Consider the following 14,000-nt stretch of genomic DNA (forward strand, 5'->3'; position numbering starts at 1 on the left):
GGCCGGGCCGGCGGGGCTCGCGGGCGGCGTCGGGTTCGGGGCGGCGCCGGGCTCGGTGGGCACTATCCCGGTCGCGGTCGCGCCCGCGCCCGGGCCGAACAGCCCGTTGAGGGCGTCACCCACCGTCGGGCCGTATCCGATCTTGTCGTTGTACATCATCGCCACCCGGATCAGCCGCGGGTACGACGAGGCGGCGTCGCTGGCGCCGGGCGAGGCGTAGACGGGTTCGACGTAGAGCAGCCCGCCCTGGCCGACCGGCAGCGTGAGCAGGTTGCCCCACCGGATCCGGTTCTGGTTGTCGCGCCCGATGACGCCGAGGTCCTGGGACACCGCCGGGTCGGTGGTGATCGCGTTGTTGGCCAGCTTCGGGCCGTTGACCTGCCCCGGGATGGTCAGCACGGTGAGCTTGCCGTACGTCGCCGGGTCGGAGCTGGCGCTGATGTAGGCGGCCAGGTAGTCCCGCTTGAACCGGTTCATCGCGCTGATCAACTGGTATGACGCCGAATTATCGTTCTTGGCAATGTTTTTCGCGACGATGTAGTACGGCGGCTGGTAGCTGCTGGCGGTGGGGTTCGGGTCCAGCGGCACGTCCCAGAAGTCCGACGTGGAGAAGAACGTCACCGGGTCGTTGACGTGGTACTTGGCCAGCAGCATCCGCTGCACCTTGAACAGGTCCTCGGGGTAACGCAGGTGCTCGGAAAGCTCGGGGGTGATATCGCTCTTGGGTTTGACGGTGCCCGGGAACACCTGCATCCAGGCCTTGAGGACCGGATCGGATTCGTCCTGCTGATACAGCGTGACGGTGCCGTCATAGGCGTCGACGGTGGCCTTCACCGAGTTTCGGATGTAGGAGACCTTCTTGTCGGGCGCCAGGCGGTTGAACGCCACCTCGGTGGAGTCGGCGGTCGCGGACTCCAGCGAAGTCAGTTCCGAGTACGGGTAGTTGTCCAGGGTGGTGTAGCCGTCGATGATCCACACCAGCCGCTTGTTGACGATCGCCGGGTACACCGCGCTGTCGGTGGTCAGCCACGGCGCCACCGCCTCCACCCGGCGCGCGGGATCCCGGTTGAACAGGATCTTGCTGTTGGAGCCGATCACGTTGGAGAACAAGAAGTTTCGCTCGGCGAACTTGGCGGCGAACACGCTGCGTGAGATCCAGCTGCCGATCGGCACTCCGCCGAGCCCGCTGTAGGTGTAGTTCTTGGTTTCGGCGCTGGTCTCGTAGTCGTATTCGCGGTCGTTGCCGTTCTTCCCGACGATCGCGTAGTCGGCGGACGTGTTGGAAATGACCGGCCCGTAGTAGATGCGCGGCTGGTCCAGTGGCGCCGGCCCGTCGGACACCACGCTGCCGTTGGCGCCGACGACGTTGACGAGGAATTCGGGGTAGCCACCGTTTTGGTTGGGGTCGTTGGCGATTCCGCGCACCGTGTTCGCCGGCGACGCGATGAACCCGTTGCCGTGGGTGTAGACGCTGTGCCGGTTGATCCAGTCGCGCTGGTTGTCGATCAGCCGGTCCGGGTTGAGTTCCCGGGCCGCGACGACATAGTCGCGCAACGCCCCGTTGCGGTCGAGGTAGCGGTCGATGGAGAGCTGGTCGGGGAAGAAGTAGAAGTTCTTGCCCTGCTGGAACTGGGTGAACGCCGGGCTGACGATCGTCGGGTCGAGCAGCCGGATGTTCGAGGTGGTCGCGCGGTCGGCGGCGACCTGCTGGGCGGTGGCCTGCCCGTCGCCGGTGTAGTTGCGGTAGCTCACCTGCTCGGAGGTCAGGCCGTAGGCCTGGCGCGTCGCGGTGATGCTGCGGCTGATGTATTCGCTTTCCTTTTGCGCGGCGTTGGGCCGGACGCTGATCTGTTCGACGATCAACGGCCACCCGGCACCCACGATCAACGACGACAGCAGCAACAGGACGAGGCCGATGGCCGGAATCCGCAAGTCGCGCAGCACGATTGCCGAGAACACCGCTGCGGCGCAGATCAGGGCGATCGCCATGAGAATCAGCTTGGCCGGCAGCACGGCGTTGATGTCCGTGTAACCGGCACCGGTGAACGGCTTGCCGCCGCGGGTGTGCGACAGCAGCTCGTAGCGGTCCAGCCAATAGGCGACGGCTTTGAGCAGCACCAGCACCCCGACCAGGCTGACCAGCTGGATACGCGCCGAGCGGCTCAGCGCCCCGGTGCGACCGGACAGCCGGATGCCGCCAAAGATGTAGTGCGCCAAGATGTTCGCCAGGAAGGCCAGGAACACCGCCACGAACATGTAGGACAGCAGCAGCCGGTAGAACGGCAGCTCGAACGCGTAAAACCCGAGGTCCTTACCGAACTGCGGATCCCTGATGCCGAAGGTCCCGCCATGGATGAACAGCTGGACGCGCACCCAGTAGCTCTGCGCGATGATGCCCGCCAGCAGGCCGACGGCCGCGGGGATTCCGATGCCCACCAGCCGCAGGCGCGAGACGACGACGGCGCGGTAGCGGGCCACAGGATCGTTCGTGTTGCTCGGCACGAACACCGGACGGGCGCGGTAGGCCAACGCGAGCCCGGTGAACACGATGCCGCCGACCAGCAGCCCCGCGACCAGGAACACCACGATGCGGGTGACCAGCACGGTGGTGAACACCGAGCGGTAGCCCAGCTCCCCGAACCACAGCCAGTCGACGTAGGCGTCGATCAGCCGCGGACCGGCGAGCAGCAACACGATCACACCGAGTGCGATCAGGATCAGAATCCGGCTACGCCGAGTCAGCTTCGGCATTCGTGCGGTGGGCCGCATCCCCACTGGCTACGCTCCCTGATCTCGCTGCCCGGTGCTAGAGATTTTCTAGAACGGTCACAACTCTACGCATTGCCGGACGCCGGGTGTGTTCTGCTTGGGCGGTGCTGGAACAGAGCGGACGCGCCGGGTGAGCACCGGCCCGAGGATTGCCAAGGCGGTGTGGACCGAGGCGGACTTCGATCAGATGAGCTGGCACGACTGTGCCGTGCACGCGATTGCGGTCGAGCCCGCGCCGCCGCATCCCGGCCGGCTGCTCGTCGACCTCGACTACATCGTCGAATGGGTGCGCCCCACCCCGCCGGAAGACGCCTTCAGCTTCTGGCTGTGCCCCGCCACCCTGGTGTTCGACGAGGCGTGGGACCTCGTCGGCGACGTCAACCTGGAGGGGTTCAGCTTCGAGTTGTCGCTCGAAACGCTGCAACGGTCCGGCCCCGACGAACACGGCGCGTTCGAGTGGACCCTCGTCGGCCACGAATTCACGCTCGCGCTGTGCGCCACCGGTTTCACCCAATACCTGCGCCGCCCGCCCGTCCGCAGCCCGCACCAGCGGCTCACCGTCTCGGAACGAGGGGGGCTCAGCTTCGACCGGCGGGGCTACGCCGGCTAGCAGCTCGGAGTCTGACCGCCCGATTTGATCGCGTGCAGCGCGTCCACCGCCTGGCTGAGCGTCTCGACCTTCACCAGGCGCAGGCCGGACGGGTTGTCGGAGGTCGCCTCGTAGCAGTTCTTCGCCGGCACCAGGAACACCGTGGCGCCGGCCGAGTGGGCGGCGGCCATCTTGTGCGTGATGCCGCCGATCTGGCCCACCTTGCCGTCGACGGAGATGGTGCCGGTGCCCGCGATGAACGTCGACCCGGCCAGGTCACCCGTGGTGAGCTTGTCGACCACCGCCAGGCTGAACATCAGCCCGGCCGACGGCCCGCCCACGTTGGCGAGGTTGAAGTCGACGGTGAACGGCGCCCACGGCGCGTCGAGGACCGCCACGCCCATGAAGCCGTAGTCACGATCCTTGTTCGTTCCCAGCGTAATTTGCGCGACCCCGGCGGGCTCGTTCTTGCGGCGGTAGTCGATCGTCACGACCTGACCGGGCTTGGTGTTCTTCAGGAACCCGGTGAACTGCTCGACGCTGGCGACCGGGGTGCCGTTGACCGCGTCGATCGCGTCGCCGGACTTCAGCTTGCCCGCCGACGGACCGGGGTCGGTGACGGTCGCGACGGTGACCGCGACCGGGTACTTCAAGAAGCCCAGCGCGGCGTAGGCGGCGCTGTCCTCGGACTGCTTGAAGTCGGCGTTGTTGGCCTTGTCGACGTCCTCGCGCGACTTGCCCGGCGGGTAGACGAGATCGCGCGGGATCAGCTGTTCCTGGCCCGAAAGCCACAGCGTCAGCGCTTCCCCGAGGGTGAGGTCGTCGCGCTGGGACACCGTCGTCATGTTGAGATGGCCGGTCGTCGGGTGCGTCTCGGTGCCCTCGATCGCGACCACCTGCTTGCCGTCGACCTCACCGAGCGTGTCGAACGTCGGGCCCGGGCCCAGGGACACAAACGGCACCGTCACCACCGCGAGCAGCACGCCGAAGACCACGATCGGCACCAGCGCGACGAACAACGTGAGAATCCGCCTGTTCACGCGCCTACCCTATCCGGCACCTGCTCAGGCTCGTTCACCAAGAGCGTGACCACAGATGGCGCGTTGCGTCCCCGCGGTGAGTACCGTTGACGTTATGCCTGACCTGCCATTCGGCTTCTCCTCCGGCGACGACCCGGAGCGCGAGAAGAAAGATCCCGGTTCCGGCTCGGGGGGATCCGATCCTATGGGCGCCTTCGGTATGGGCGGGGAATTCGGCATGGGCGACCTGGGCCAGATCTTCACCCAGCTGGGCCAGATGTTTTCCAGCGCGGGCACCGTCATGGCCGGCGGCAAGGCGTCGGGTCCGGTGAACTACGAGTTGGCGCGCCGGGTCGCGTCGAGCTCGATCGGCTTTGTCGCGCCCATTCCCGCCTCGACGACCAAGGCGATCGCCGACGCGGTCCACCTCGCCGAGACATGGCTGGACGGCGCGACGGCGCTGCCCGCGGGCACGTCGAAGGCGGTGGGCTGGAGCCCCAGCGACTGGGTCGACCACACGCTGGAGACCTGGAAGCGGCTGTGCGATCCGATGGCCGAGCAGATCGCGACGGTGTGGGCGTCCTCGCTGCCCGAAGAGGCCAAGAGCATGGCCGGGCCGCTGATGGCGATGATGTCGCAGATGGGCGGCATGGCGTTCGGCTCGCAGCTCGGCCAGGCGCTGGGACGGTTGTCGCGCGAGGTGTTGACGTCGACCGACATCGGTCTGCCGCTCGGCCCCAAAGGGGTGGCCGCGATCCTGCCGGACGCCGTCGACTCGTTCGCCTCCGGACTTGAGCAGCCGCGCAGCGAGATCCTGACGTTCCTGGCCGCCCGCGAGGCGGCGCACCACCGGCTGTTCAGCCACGTGCCGTGGCTGTCCAGCCAGTTGCTGGGCGCGGTCGAGGCCTACGCCAGCGGCATGAAGATCGACATGTCCGGGATCGAGGAGCTGGCGCGCGACTTCAATCCCGCGTCCCTGTCCGATCCGGCGGCCATCGAGGAGCTGCTCGGGCAGGGGGTTTTCGAGCCGAAAGCCACACCGGCGCAAAAGCAGGCGCTGGAACGGCTCGAGACGCTGCTCGCATTGATCGACGGCTGGGTGCAGGTGGTGGTCACCGCGGCCCTGGGCGACCGGATCCCGGGCACCGCCGCGCTCAGCGAGACGCTGCGCCGCCGCCGGGCCAGCGGCGGGCCGGCCGAGCAGACGTTCGCGACGCTGGTCGGCCTCGAGCTGCGGCCGCGCAAGCTGCGCGAGGCGGCCGCCCTCTGGGAGCGGCTGACGGAGGCCGCCGGGGCCGACGCGCGCGACGCCGTCTGGCAACACCCGGACCTGCTGCCCGGCGCCGAGGACCTCGACGAGCCGGCCGGCTTCATCGACCGCGTCATCGGCGGGGACACCAGCGGCATCGACGAGGCCATCGCGAAGCTCGAGGAGCCCGATTCGGGCGGCGACGCCGCCGACAACTGATCAGCTCGCCGCCGTTTGCTGGCGGTGCTACGTTGCACACCAGTCGAATGTCGGGCCGACTCTTTGCGAGCGAACATGGTCAGGATTGCCAGCGCGATGCGCACCGCCCTGGCGGAAGCCTGCATCGGTATGGCCGGCGTTTTGCTGGTATCCGGGTGCGGCGCGGCGCCGCCCTCGACGCGGGCGACGCCGTCGGCTCCCACCGCTGCCACCTCGGCCAGCCCGCCCGCGACGGCGAGGACGACCGCCGACGGCGTATACGGCGACCCGGATGCAGCGGCCAAGTACTGGGTTCAGCAGTCGCTGGAGGACACCTGTGGGTTGGCTTCGGTGGCCGACGTGGTCGGTGAGGTCACCGGCAACCCCCCGACGGAGCAGCAGATCATCAAGCTGGCCCAGAGCACGCCCTCGGTGATCCGCGACGGCCCGATCTATTTGCCCACCGGCGACCCGGGCCACGAGACCGAAGCCGGTGGCATCGACATGGCCGACACCGTCGTGCTGCTCGAGCACTACGGCATCAAATCGCGCATGATCTACGACACGCAGCCGGACCAGACCGGGTTGTCGGCGCTGGAGCAGTACCTCGGTTCCGGCCGCAAGGTGATTGCGTGGGTCAACGGCGGAACCATTTTGAACAGCGACGACCAGCGCACCTCGCCCGATCACTTGCTGGTGGTCACCGGGGTCGACACCAACAACGACACCGTGCATCTCAACGACCCCTACGCCGACCACGCCAACACGAAGGTCAGCATCAAGCGCTTCATGACGGCCTGGAAGGTCGGGCAGAAATCGATCGTCGTCACCGGTTGAACGTGCGCCGCGGCGCTGTGGATAACTGAGCCCGGGGTCGCCCGTCGGCCCGGCACTGTCTCCCGCCATCCCTCGATTTCCCGAAGTAGCCCTGCGGTGTGTCGGCATTATTGCCAGATCGAAGGACTTGACGTATGGTTCATCCGTACGCTCGATACTATAGGTATGCATTACTGGTCTAATGGTCTACCTAAGGTTTGGCGACGGAAGGAAGCCAATGAGTGCACTTTCACTAAGCACTGCAGTCCGCGACGAGTTTTCTCTTGGGCATGGCCTTACCTGGCGTGATCCGGACATCGACTGCACGCTGGTCGTTTCGCAGCCGTCGGCAGACCCTGACTTGTGGTCCGAGTACTCGGCGGGCGCCCAATCCAGCTATCGCAGGCATGGTGTTGAGTGCGCTCTCGACATCGAAGCGCTGCGCAGCGGAGCCGACACCACCATGTTCTTCGCCGTCATCGATGATGACGGACGGGTCGTGGCGGGCGTGCGAGCCAAGGGCCCACTGAGGTCGATTGAGGATGCGCATGCCATCGCTGAGTGGGCGGGGCAACCCGGCGAACAGGCCGTCCGAAATATGATCGCCGACCGCATACCGTCCGGGATTCTGGAGATGAAGTCGGCCTGGGCAGCCGACAATTCGGACCGGAAACGTAGTCTTACCCGCGCTATAGCCCGCAGCGGTTTCCATATGATGGTCATCCTTGATTCGCAATTTTGTATGGCCACAGCCCCGACAACCATTCTGAATCGGTGGCGTTCTTCTGGCGGAGTGGTGGCCGCCATTCCGGCGACTCCCTATCCCGACGAACGCTACCGAACCAAGATGATGTGGTGGAACCGACGTGATTTCTTCAACCACGCGGAACCAGATCAGATTGCCAAGACCATCGTCGAGACGAAATACCTCCTCCACGAGTTACACCGCCGCGGTCGGGTCGATCCCGTTCATCCGAAGTGGATCACCACCAATCACAACCAACTAATCCGCCCTAGCCGTTCTGAGGTCGCCTGACATCCCCATCGTCGGGCGCCGAAAATCCCAATCCGAAAATCTCAAAGGTCTTGCAATGGATAACAACCCGGATGACGTCTGGATCATGTTCATTACGGATGTCGAGTCCCGCGACAAATTGCTCAGCTACAGCAGAGGGTCGCAATGGGAGGTGGATCCGAATACCGCCGCGGCGCTGATCTTGGTGGGCGCAGCGGTGAGGTCGCCCACGCCCACCCAACCACAAGAGGGCCCCGTCAACGGGGTCAATCGCGTCAATGGGGTTGTTGGGGTGCCCGCAGCCTCTGTCGAGAGCCCCTGACGTTCGTTGGCCACCGGTGGGCCTTTGGATGATTGAGCGCGGTCAGAGTGTCTCGAAAGCCGTCTCGTTAGATACCGAACGCTGCTAATAGCGGGGCGAATTGCTGGCTGAGTTGTAAAAGAATTATCAGACTAACGATCGCTGCTAGCCAAAAGGCAACAAACAGAACGAAAGGTGGCCCCACAAAACCCAAGAACAGGAAGGTCGCGAGGACCTGCGGGTCGGCGGCGATCGCGCTGACCAACCCGCTCGCCTCCGCAGGCAATTCCTGCAAGTTCTGCAGAAACGAGGCGAGGGCGGCCTCGATGTCGGTGTACGAGAACGCACCGGCAGTCAGGTGCTGCACGAACTGGTCGTTGAACGCCGCTGCCTGACCGGCTAGCGCCTGATAGTTCGCGGCGTGGTGAGCGAACACCTTGGCGATGGCACCGGACACCTCATCGGCCGCCGCCGGCACTATCGCCGTGGTCGGCGCCGCCGCCACCTTGTGCGCGGCCTCGACGTCCAGGCCGATATTGGCCAGATTCGCCGCCGCCGTGTGCAGCGCCTCCGGGGTGACCATTACCTGCGACATTGGTCCACCTTCTAGCTAGCCCCTGGCTGTCACGAGCTCCGGCGTCCTCCCGCCCGTCAGAACACGAATGTCCAGCGTATGGCGGCGCTGCGGCGCGGCATTAAGTAACCGAATACTGCACTTTCCCGCCTTGGCGCGGCGTCCTCCACCGTCAGAACAGAAAAATTGAAGGCCGTCTCGGGTTGTCGTTAAATGCCTTTCGCCCAGAGGCGGCGCCTGTGGATAACTGAGCGCGGCGCTGGGCGCCCGGCTGGCACAGTCTGAATCCATGACCCAGGCCGCCGCGGTTTCGCTGTATGCGCTGGACCCGGGGATGCCGGTGCTGCTGCGGCCCGACGGCGCCGTGCAGGTCGGCTGGGATCCGCGCCGCGCCGTGCTGGTCCGCCCGCCGTGCGGACTGGCCGCGGCGGAGCTGGCCACGCTGCTGCGGTCCATGCGGTCGCCGATGCCGCTATCCCAGCTGCGGCGCCACGCCGTCGACCGCGGGTTGCAGGACGGTGACGGCCTGACCCACCTCGTCGCGCAACTGGTGGGGGCGGGCGTCGCGACCGAATGCCGACGGTCCCGGGGCCGGTCGGCATCGATCCGCGTGCACGGGCGCGGGCCGCTGTCCGAGCTGCTCGTGGAATCGCTGCGCTGCTCGGGGGCCCGCGTCGCGCACAGCAGCCAGCCCCACGCCGCCGTGTCCCCGGGCGACGTCGACCTCGTCGTGCTGTCGGACTATCTGGTCGCCGACCCGCGCATGGTGCGCGACCTGCACGCCCGCGGCGTTCCGCACCTTCCCGTTCGCGTCCGCGACGGCACGGGTCTGGTGGGCCCGCTGGTCATCCCCGGCGTGACCAGTTGCCTCGGGTGTGCCGACCTGCACCGCAGCGACCGCGACGCCGCGTGGCCGGCCATCGCCGCCCAGCTGCGCGACACCGTCGGCGTGGCCGACCGGGCCACCCTGCTCGCGACAGCGGCCCTGGCGCTCAGCCAGGTGAACCGGGTGATCGCGGCGGTGCGCGGCCAGGAGGCGGTGCCCGACCCCGCCCCGCCGCCGGCGCTCAACGCAACGTTGGAGTTCGACCTGGCCGCCGGCTCGATCGTCGCGCGCCAGTGGACCAAGCACCCGCTGTGCTCGTGCTAGCCGAGCCGCCTCGTGCAAAGACAACCTATGGTCCGGATCACGGGCCCCGCGCGCCGAGCGTCGTGGATGATGGAGACGTGGCAGACATCAAACGCGGCCGCGCTGCGCGCAACGCGAAGCTGGCCAGCATCCCCGTCGGCTTCGCCGGCCGGGCGGCCCTGGGCTTCGGCAAGCGGCTGACGGGCAAGTCCAAGGACGAAGTCCAGGCCGAGATGCTCGAGAAGGCCGCCAACCAGTTGTTCACCGTGCTGGGTGAACTCAAGGGCGGGGCGATGAAGGTCGGCCAGGCCCTGTCTGTGATGGAGGCCGCCATCCCAGAGGAGTACGGCGAGCCCTACCGCGAGGCGCTGACCAAGCTGCAGAAGGACGCCCCGCCGCTCCCCGCCGCCAAGGTGCACCGGGTCCTGGACGCCCAGCTCGGCACCAAGTGGCGGGACCGGTTCAGCTCCTTCGACGACACCCCGATCGCCTCGGCCAGCATCGGCCAGGTGCACAAGGCGGTGTGGTCCGACGGCCGCGAGGTCGCCGTCAAGATCCAGTACCCGGGCGCCGACGAGGCGCTGCGCGCCGACCTGAAGACCATGCAGCGGATGGTCGGCGTCGTCAAACAGCTCTCGCCCGGCGCCGACGTCCAGGGAGTGGTCGACGAGCTGATCGAGCGCACCGAGATGGAGCTCGACTACCGGCTGGAGGCCGACAACCAGCGCAAGTTCGCCAAGGCGTATCACGACAGCCCGCACTTCCTGGTGCCGCACGTCGTGGCCAGCGCGCCGAAGGTGGTGGTCCAGGAGTGGATCGAAGGGATCCACATGGCGGAGATCATCCGCAACGGGACCCGCGAGCAGCGCGACCTGATCGGCACCCGGCTGCTCGAGCTCACGTTCGACGCGCCGCGCCGGCTGGGCATGCTGCACGGCGACGCGCACCCCGGAAATTTCATGCTGATGCCCGACGGCCGGATGGGCGTCATCGACTTCGGCGCGGTCGCGCCCCTGCCGGGCGGCTATCCCGTCGAGCTCGGGATGACGATCCGGTTGGCGCGCGACAAGAACTACGACCTGCTGTTGCCGACCATGGAGAAGGTCGGCTTCATCCAGAAGGGCCAGCAGGTGTCGGTCCGCGACATCGACGAAATGCTGCGCCAGTACGTCGAGCCCATCCAGGTCGACGTCTTCCACTACACCCGCAAGTGGCTGCAGAAGATGACCCTGGTTCAGATGGACCGGTCGGTTTCTCAGATCCGGACGGCCCGGCAAATGGACTTGCCGCCCAAGCTGGCGATACCGATGCGTGTCATCGCGTCCGTCGCCGCGATCCTCTGCCAGCTGGACGCGCACGTGCCGATCAAGGCGCTCTCGGAGGAACTGATCCCCGGCTTCGCCGAGCCCGACACCGCGGTCGTCTAACTCCACGAGGGTGCAACTACCGACGCCCTCTCTCGAGAAACGCGTCGCCAGTTGCACTTTCGCGGCTTAGGTTTCCCTAGGCGGCGACATCTTTGCGCGGACGCCCACGCGGTCGCTTGCGGCTGACGATCGACCCCCGCTCGAAAATCTCGCCGCCCCACACGCCCCACGGCTCGGCCCGCTCCAGCGCCGCCGTCAGGCACTGGCGCCGGACCGGGCAGCCCGCGCACAGCGTCTTGGCGCGTTCGAGGTCGGCCGGGGCCTCGGCGAACCACAGGTCGGGATCGTCGACGTGACAAGGCAATTCCGGCAACCTCGGTCTTGGGACTGACAGTGCCGACATGTCCTGTTCACCTGCTTCCTGGTCGGGGTGGCTATCCTTCGCGGTGATCCGGACCAGGTTGGGAGGCTTCCCAAATAACTGTGGCCACGGATCCTGTTGACTTCGGGTCCGTGGCCATCTGGGCAAAACCGGGCTAGTTAGGTATAGCCCCGATTCACGGACGCGTCGGTCGCGGCGGCGACACGGTGCTTCACCGCGGCCGCCGACACGGCGGCATGGGCGGCGTGGGAGGTGGACTTGGACCGGCCTTCAGCGGGCACCGAGGCGGCCGCGCATACACCGAACGCGTTGGTAATCATCGGGGCGGGCCTCCTCTCAGCTGGCAGCGGTCTGCGGCTTCGAGGGTAAATGGTAGCGGACGCCGCCCACAACCGATTTTCTGACCTGCGGATTCGGCGCCCTCAGCGGGCCTGCCGGACCAACTCGAGCACGTCGGGCCCGTACTGCTCGAGCTTTCGCGCGCCGATGCCCGGGATCGCGATCAGCGCCGTCTCGTCGTCGGGAAGCAGCTCGGCGATCGCGATCAGGGTGTTGTCGGAAAAGACGATGTACGGCGGCATCTTCTGTTCGGTGGCGACGTTCAGCCGCCACGCCTTGAGCTTGAGCAACAAGTCCTCGTTGACGTCGCCGGCGCACGTAGTGCAGCGCCGCAGCATGATGGCCGCCGGGGTGGTCAGGTCGTTGTTGCAGATCCGGCAGCGCGTCGCCGTCCCCCGATTGCGCCGGGACTTGGCCGGCGCGGCGTCGGCGCGCGTCTGCGGCGCGATGCCGTTGAGGAACCGCGACGGCTTGCGGCTCTGCCGCCCGCCGGGACTGCGGGCCAGCGCCCAGCTGAGCGCCAAATGTATTCGCGCCCTGGTGATTCCGACGTAGAGCAGCCGGCGCTCCTCCTCGACGGCCTCACTTTCGGGGCCATGCGCCAGCGCGTGTGAGATCGGTAGCGTGCCGTCGGCCAGCCCGACCAGGAACACCGCGTCCCACTCGAGCCCCTTCGCGGCGTGCAGCGAGGCCAGCGTGACGCCCTGGACCACCGGCGGGTGGCGGGAGTCGGCGCGCATCCGCAGCTCGGCCAGCAGCCCGGGCAGGTCGAGCTGCGGGCGCTGCGCCACCTCGTCGTCGACCAGCTCGGCCAACCCCGCCAGCGCCTCCCAGCGATCCCGGGCCCGGGCGCCGGTCGGTTCCTCGGCCGTCAGGCCCAGCGGCTCGAGGACCGCGCGGACGACCTCGGGCAAGGTGGCCGCCGGATCCGCGTCGCCCCGGCCGGCCGCGCGCTGCAGCGCCAACAGCGCCTGCTTGATCTCCTGACGGTTGAAAAACCCCTCGCCGCCGCGGATCTGGTAGGTGATGCCGGCCTCGGTCAGGGCCTCCTCGTAGACCTCGGATTGCGCGTTGACCCGGTAGAGCACCGCGATTTCCGATGGCGCCGTGCCGGATTCGATCAGCCGGGCGATCGATTTGGCGACCGCGGCGGCCTCGGCGGTTTCGTCGGGGTGCTCGTGAAACGACGGCACCGGGCCGGGCGCGCGCTGGCCGGACAGCTGCAGCTTGCTGCCGGCGACGCGGCCCCGCGCGGCGGCGATCACCTGATTGGCCAGCGACACCACCTGCGGCGTGGACCGGTAGTCGCGTTCCAGGCGCACCACGGTGGCGTCCGGGAACCGCCGCGAGAAGTCGAGCAGGAACCGCGGCGTGGCCCCGGTGAACGAGTAGATGGTCTGGTTGGCGTCGCCGACGACGGTCAGGTCGTCGCGGTCGCCCAGCCAGGCCGCGAGCACGCGCTGCTGCAGCGGGGTGACGTCCTGGTACTCGTCGACGACGAAGCAGCGGTAGCGCCCGCGGAACTCGTCGGCGACGGCCGCGTCGTTCTCGATGGCGGCGGCCGTGTGCAGCAGCAGGTCGTCGAAGTCCAGCAGCGTCACCGATTCGTCGCGGACCTTCAGCGCCTCGTAGGCGTCGTAGACGGCGGCGATCTGCTTGGCGTCCATCGGGACGTCCCGGCCGGCCTCGGCCACGGCGGGCGCGTACTCCTCGGGGCCGATCAGCGACGCCTTGGCCCACTCGATCTCCCCGGCGAGGTCGCGGACGTCGTCGGTGCTGACGTTCATCCGGCAGCGGCTGGCCGCGCGGGCGACGACGGCGAACTTGCTGTCGAGCAGCTGCCAGCCGGTGTCGCCGACGACGCGCGGCCAGAAGTACCGCAGCTGGCGGTGCGCGGCGGAGTGGAAGGTCAGGGCCTGCACGGCGCCGACCCCGGGACCCGCGTGCCCGGCGTTGGCGAGCGTGCGCAACCGGGAGCGCATCTCCCCCGCCGCACGCTGGGTGAACGTGACCGCCAGGACCTGGCCGGCCGCGACGTGACCGCCCGCGACGAGCTGGGCGATGCGGTGGGTGATGGTGCGGGTCTTGCCCGTTCCGGCACCCGCGAGCACGCAGACCGGTCCGCGGGGCGCCAGCACCGCTTCGCGCTGCTCGTCGTCCAGCCCGGCGGTCAGTGCGTCGGCGACCATCGGCATGGCGTCCATCTTGTCAGCGATGGCCGACAAACCGGGTGCGGCGCCACGTGTGAATCGG

The 14,000-nt window shown here is 67.7% G+C and carries 13 protein-coding genes; 7 read left to right on the forward strand and 6 right to left on the reverse strand.

Going from position 1 to position 14,000, the window contains the following annotated elements; genetic code table 11:
* A partial coding sequence (locus AWB92_RS00565) for a UPF0182 family protein (RefSeq protein ID WP_085183621.1) occupies positions 1-2,775 on the reverse strand: 2,775 nt, incomplete at its 3' end.
* A gap of 124 nt (positions 2,776-2,899) precedes the next feature.
* Between AWB92_RS00565 and AWB92_RS00570 the strand changes: the two genes are divergently transcribed.
* Positions 2,900-3,379 carry a hypothetical protein gene (locus AWB92_RS00570; RefSeq protein ID WP_142281886.1) on the forward strand — a complete coding sequence of 160 codons (480 nt, stop codon included), beginning with the start codon at positions 2,900-2,902 and terminating at the stop codon, positions 3,377-3,379.
* Here the strand turns inward: AWB92_RS00570 and AWB92_RS00575 are convergent.
* Positions 3,376-4,398: a PDZ domain-containing protein gene (locus AWB92_RS00575; protein WP_085183602.1), complete on the reverse strand. Its 1,023-nt coding sequence runs from the start codon at positions 4,396-4,398 to the stop codon at positions 3,376-3,378. The genes AWB92_RS00570 and AWB92_RS00575 overlap by 4 nt on opposite strands.
* Before the next feature lie 76 nt (positions 4,399-4,474).
* Between AWB92_RS00575 and AWB92_RS00580 the strand changes: the two genes are divergently transcribed.
* The 4 genes from AWB92_RS00580 (at position 4,475) to AWB92_RS00595 (ending at position 7,977) form a co-directional block, all read left to right on the forward strand.
* Entirely contained in the window at positions 4,475-5,845 is a 1,371-nt protein-coding gene (locus tag AWB92_RS00580; RefSeq protein ID WP_142281887.1) for a zinc-dependent metalloprotease, read from the forward strand.
* Between the two features lie 75 nt (positions 5,846-5,920).
* Entirely contained in the window at positions 5,921-6,661 is a 741-nt protein-coding gene (locus AWB92_RS00585) for a C39 family peptidase (protein ID WP_085183604.1), read from the forward strand.
* Positions 6,662-6,878: 217 nt separating this feature from the next.
* Complete coding sequence (locus AWB92_RS00590) at positions 6,879-7,676, forward strand: hypothetical protein (protein WP_193791380.1); 798 nt, start codon at positions 6,879-6,881, stop codon at positions 7,674-7,676.
* 55 nt (positions 7,677-7,731) lie between these two features.
* On the forward strand, positions 7,732-7,977 hold the full coding sequence (locus AWB92_RS00595; protein WP_085183605.1) for a hypothetical protein: 246 nt from the start codon (positions 7,732-7,734) through the stop codon (positions 7,975-7,977).
* A 67-nt stretch (positions 7,978-8,044) separates the two neighbouring features.
* On the opposite strand, the gene AWB92_RS00600 is transcribed toward AWB92_RS00595, so the two are convergent.
* The gene (locus AWB92_RS00600; protein WP_085183606.1) at positions 8,045-8,551 is read right to left on the reverse strand and encodes a PE family protein; all 507 of its coding nucleotides are present in this window, start codon (positions 8,549-8,551) and stop codon (positions 8,045-8,047) included.
* Between the two features lie 268 nt (positions 8,552-8,819).
* Between AWB92_RS00600 and AWB92_RS00605 the strand changes: the two genes are divergently transcribed.
* Complete coding sequence (locus AWB92_RS00605; RefSeq protein WP_085183607.1) at positions 8,820-9,680, forward strand: cyclodehydratase; 861 nt, start codon at positions 8,820-8,822, stop codon at positions 9,678-9,680.
* Between the two features lie 62 nt (positions 9,681-9,742).
* Positions 9,743-11,086, forward strand: a complete 1,344-nt coding sequence (locus AWB92_RS00610; protein ID WP_068188178.1) for an AarF/ABC1/UbiB kinase family protein — start codon at positions 9,743-9,745, stop codon at positions 11,084-11,086.
* A gap of 76 nt (positions 11,087-11,162) precedes the next feature.
* Here the strand turns inward: AWB92_RS00610 and AWB92_RS00615 are convergent, their stop codons facing one another.
* From AWB92_RS00615 to AWB92_RS00620, 3 genes are all read right to left on the reverse strand, one after another.
* Positions 11,163-11,429, reverse strand: a complete 267-nt coding sequence (locus tag AWB92_RS00615) for a WhiB family transcriptional regulator (RefSeq protein ID WP_068135074.1) — start codon at positions 11,427-11,429, stop codon at positions 11,163-11,165.
* A 137-nt stretch (positions 11,430-11,566) separates the two neighbouring features.
* On the reverse strand, positions 11,567-11,728 hold the full coding sequence (locus AWB92_RS29950) for a hypothetical protein (protein WP_173817313.1): 162 nt from the start codon (positions 11,726-11,728) through the stop codon (positions 11,567-11,569).
* A 102-nt stretch (positions 11,729-11,830) separates the two neighbouring features.
* On the reverse strand, positions 11,831-13,942 hold the full coding sequence (locus AWB92_RS00620) for an ATP-dependent DNA helicase UvrD2 (protein WP_173817315.1): 2,112 nt from the start codon (positions 13,940-13,942) through the stop codon (positions 11,831-11,833).
* Between the last annotated feature and the right edge of the window lie 58 nt (positions 13,943-14,000).

Origin of the sequence: Mycobacterium sp. IEC1808, assembly GCF_002101935.1 — a bacterium.
Lineage (GTDB): Bacteria > Actinomycetota > Actinomycetes > Mycobacteriales > Mycobacteriaceae > Mycobacterium.

Excerpts from the sequence above, each read along its gene's own strand:
- AWB92_RS00595 (WP_085183605.1), top strand. The coding sequence starts at position 7,732 with ATGGATAACAACCCGGATGACGTCTGGATCATGTTCATTACGGATGTC.
- AWB92_RS00605 (WP_085183607.1), top strand. The coding sequence starts at position 8,820 with ATGACCCAGGCCGCCGCGGTTTCGCTGTATGCGCTGGACCCGGGGATG.
- AWB92_RS00620 (WP_173817315.1), bottom strand. The coding sequence starts at position 13,942 with ATGCCGATGGTCGCCGACGCACTGACCGCCGGGCTGGACGACGAGCAG.
- AWB92_RS00585 (WP_085183604.1), top strand. The coding sequence starts at position 5,921 with ATGGTCAGGATTGCCAGCGCGATGCGCACCGCCCTGGCGGAAGCCTGC.
- AWB92_RS00600 (WP_085183606.1), bottom strand. The coding sequence starts at position 8,551 with ATGTCGCAGGTAATGGTCACCCCGGAGGCGCTGCACACGGCGGCGGCG.
- AWB92_RS00590 (WP_193791380.1), top strand. The coding sequence starts at position 6,879 with ATGAGTGCACTTTCACTAAGCACTGCAGTCCGCGACGAGTTTTCTCTT.
- AWB92_RS00615 (WP_068135074.1), bottom strand. The coding sequence starts at position 11,429 with ATGTCGGCACTGTCAGTCCCAAGACCGAGGTTGCCGGAATTGCCTTGT.
- AWB92_RS29950 (WP_173817313.1), bottom strand. The coding sequence starts at position 11,728 with ATGATTACCAACGCGTTCGGTGTATGCGCGGCCGCCTCGGTGCCCGCT.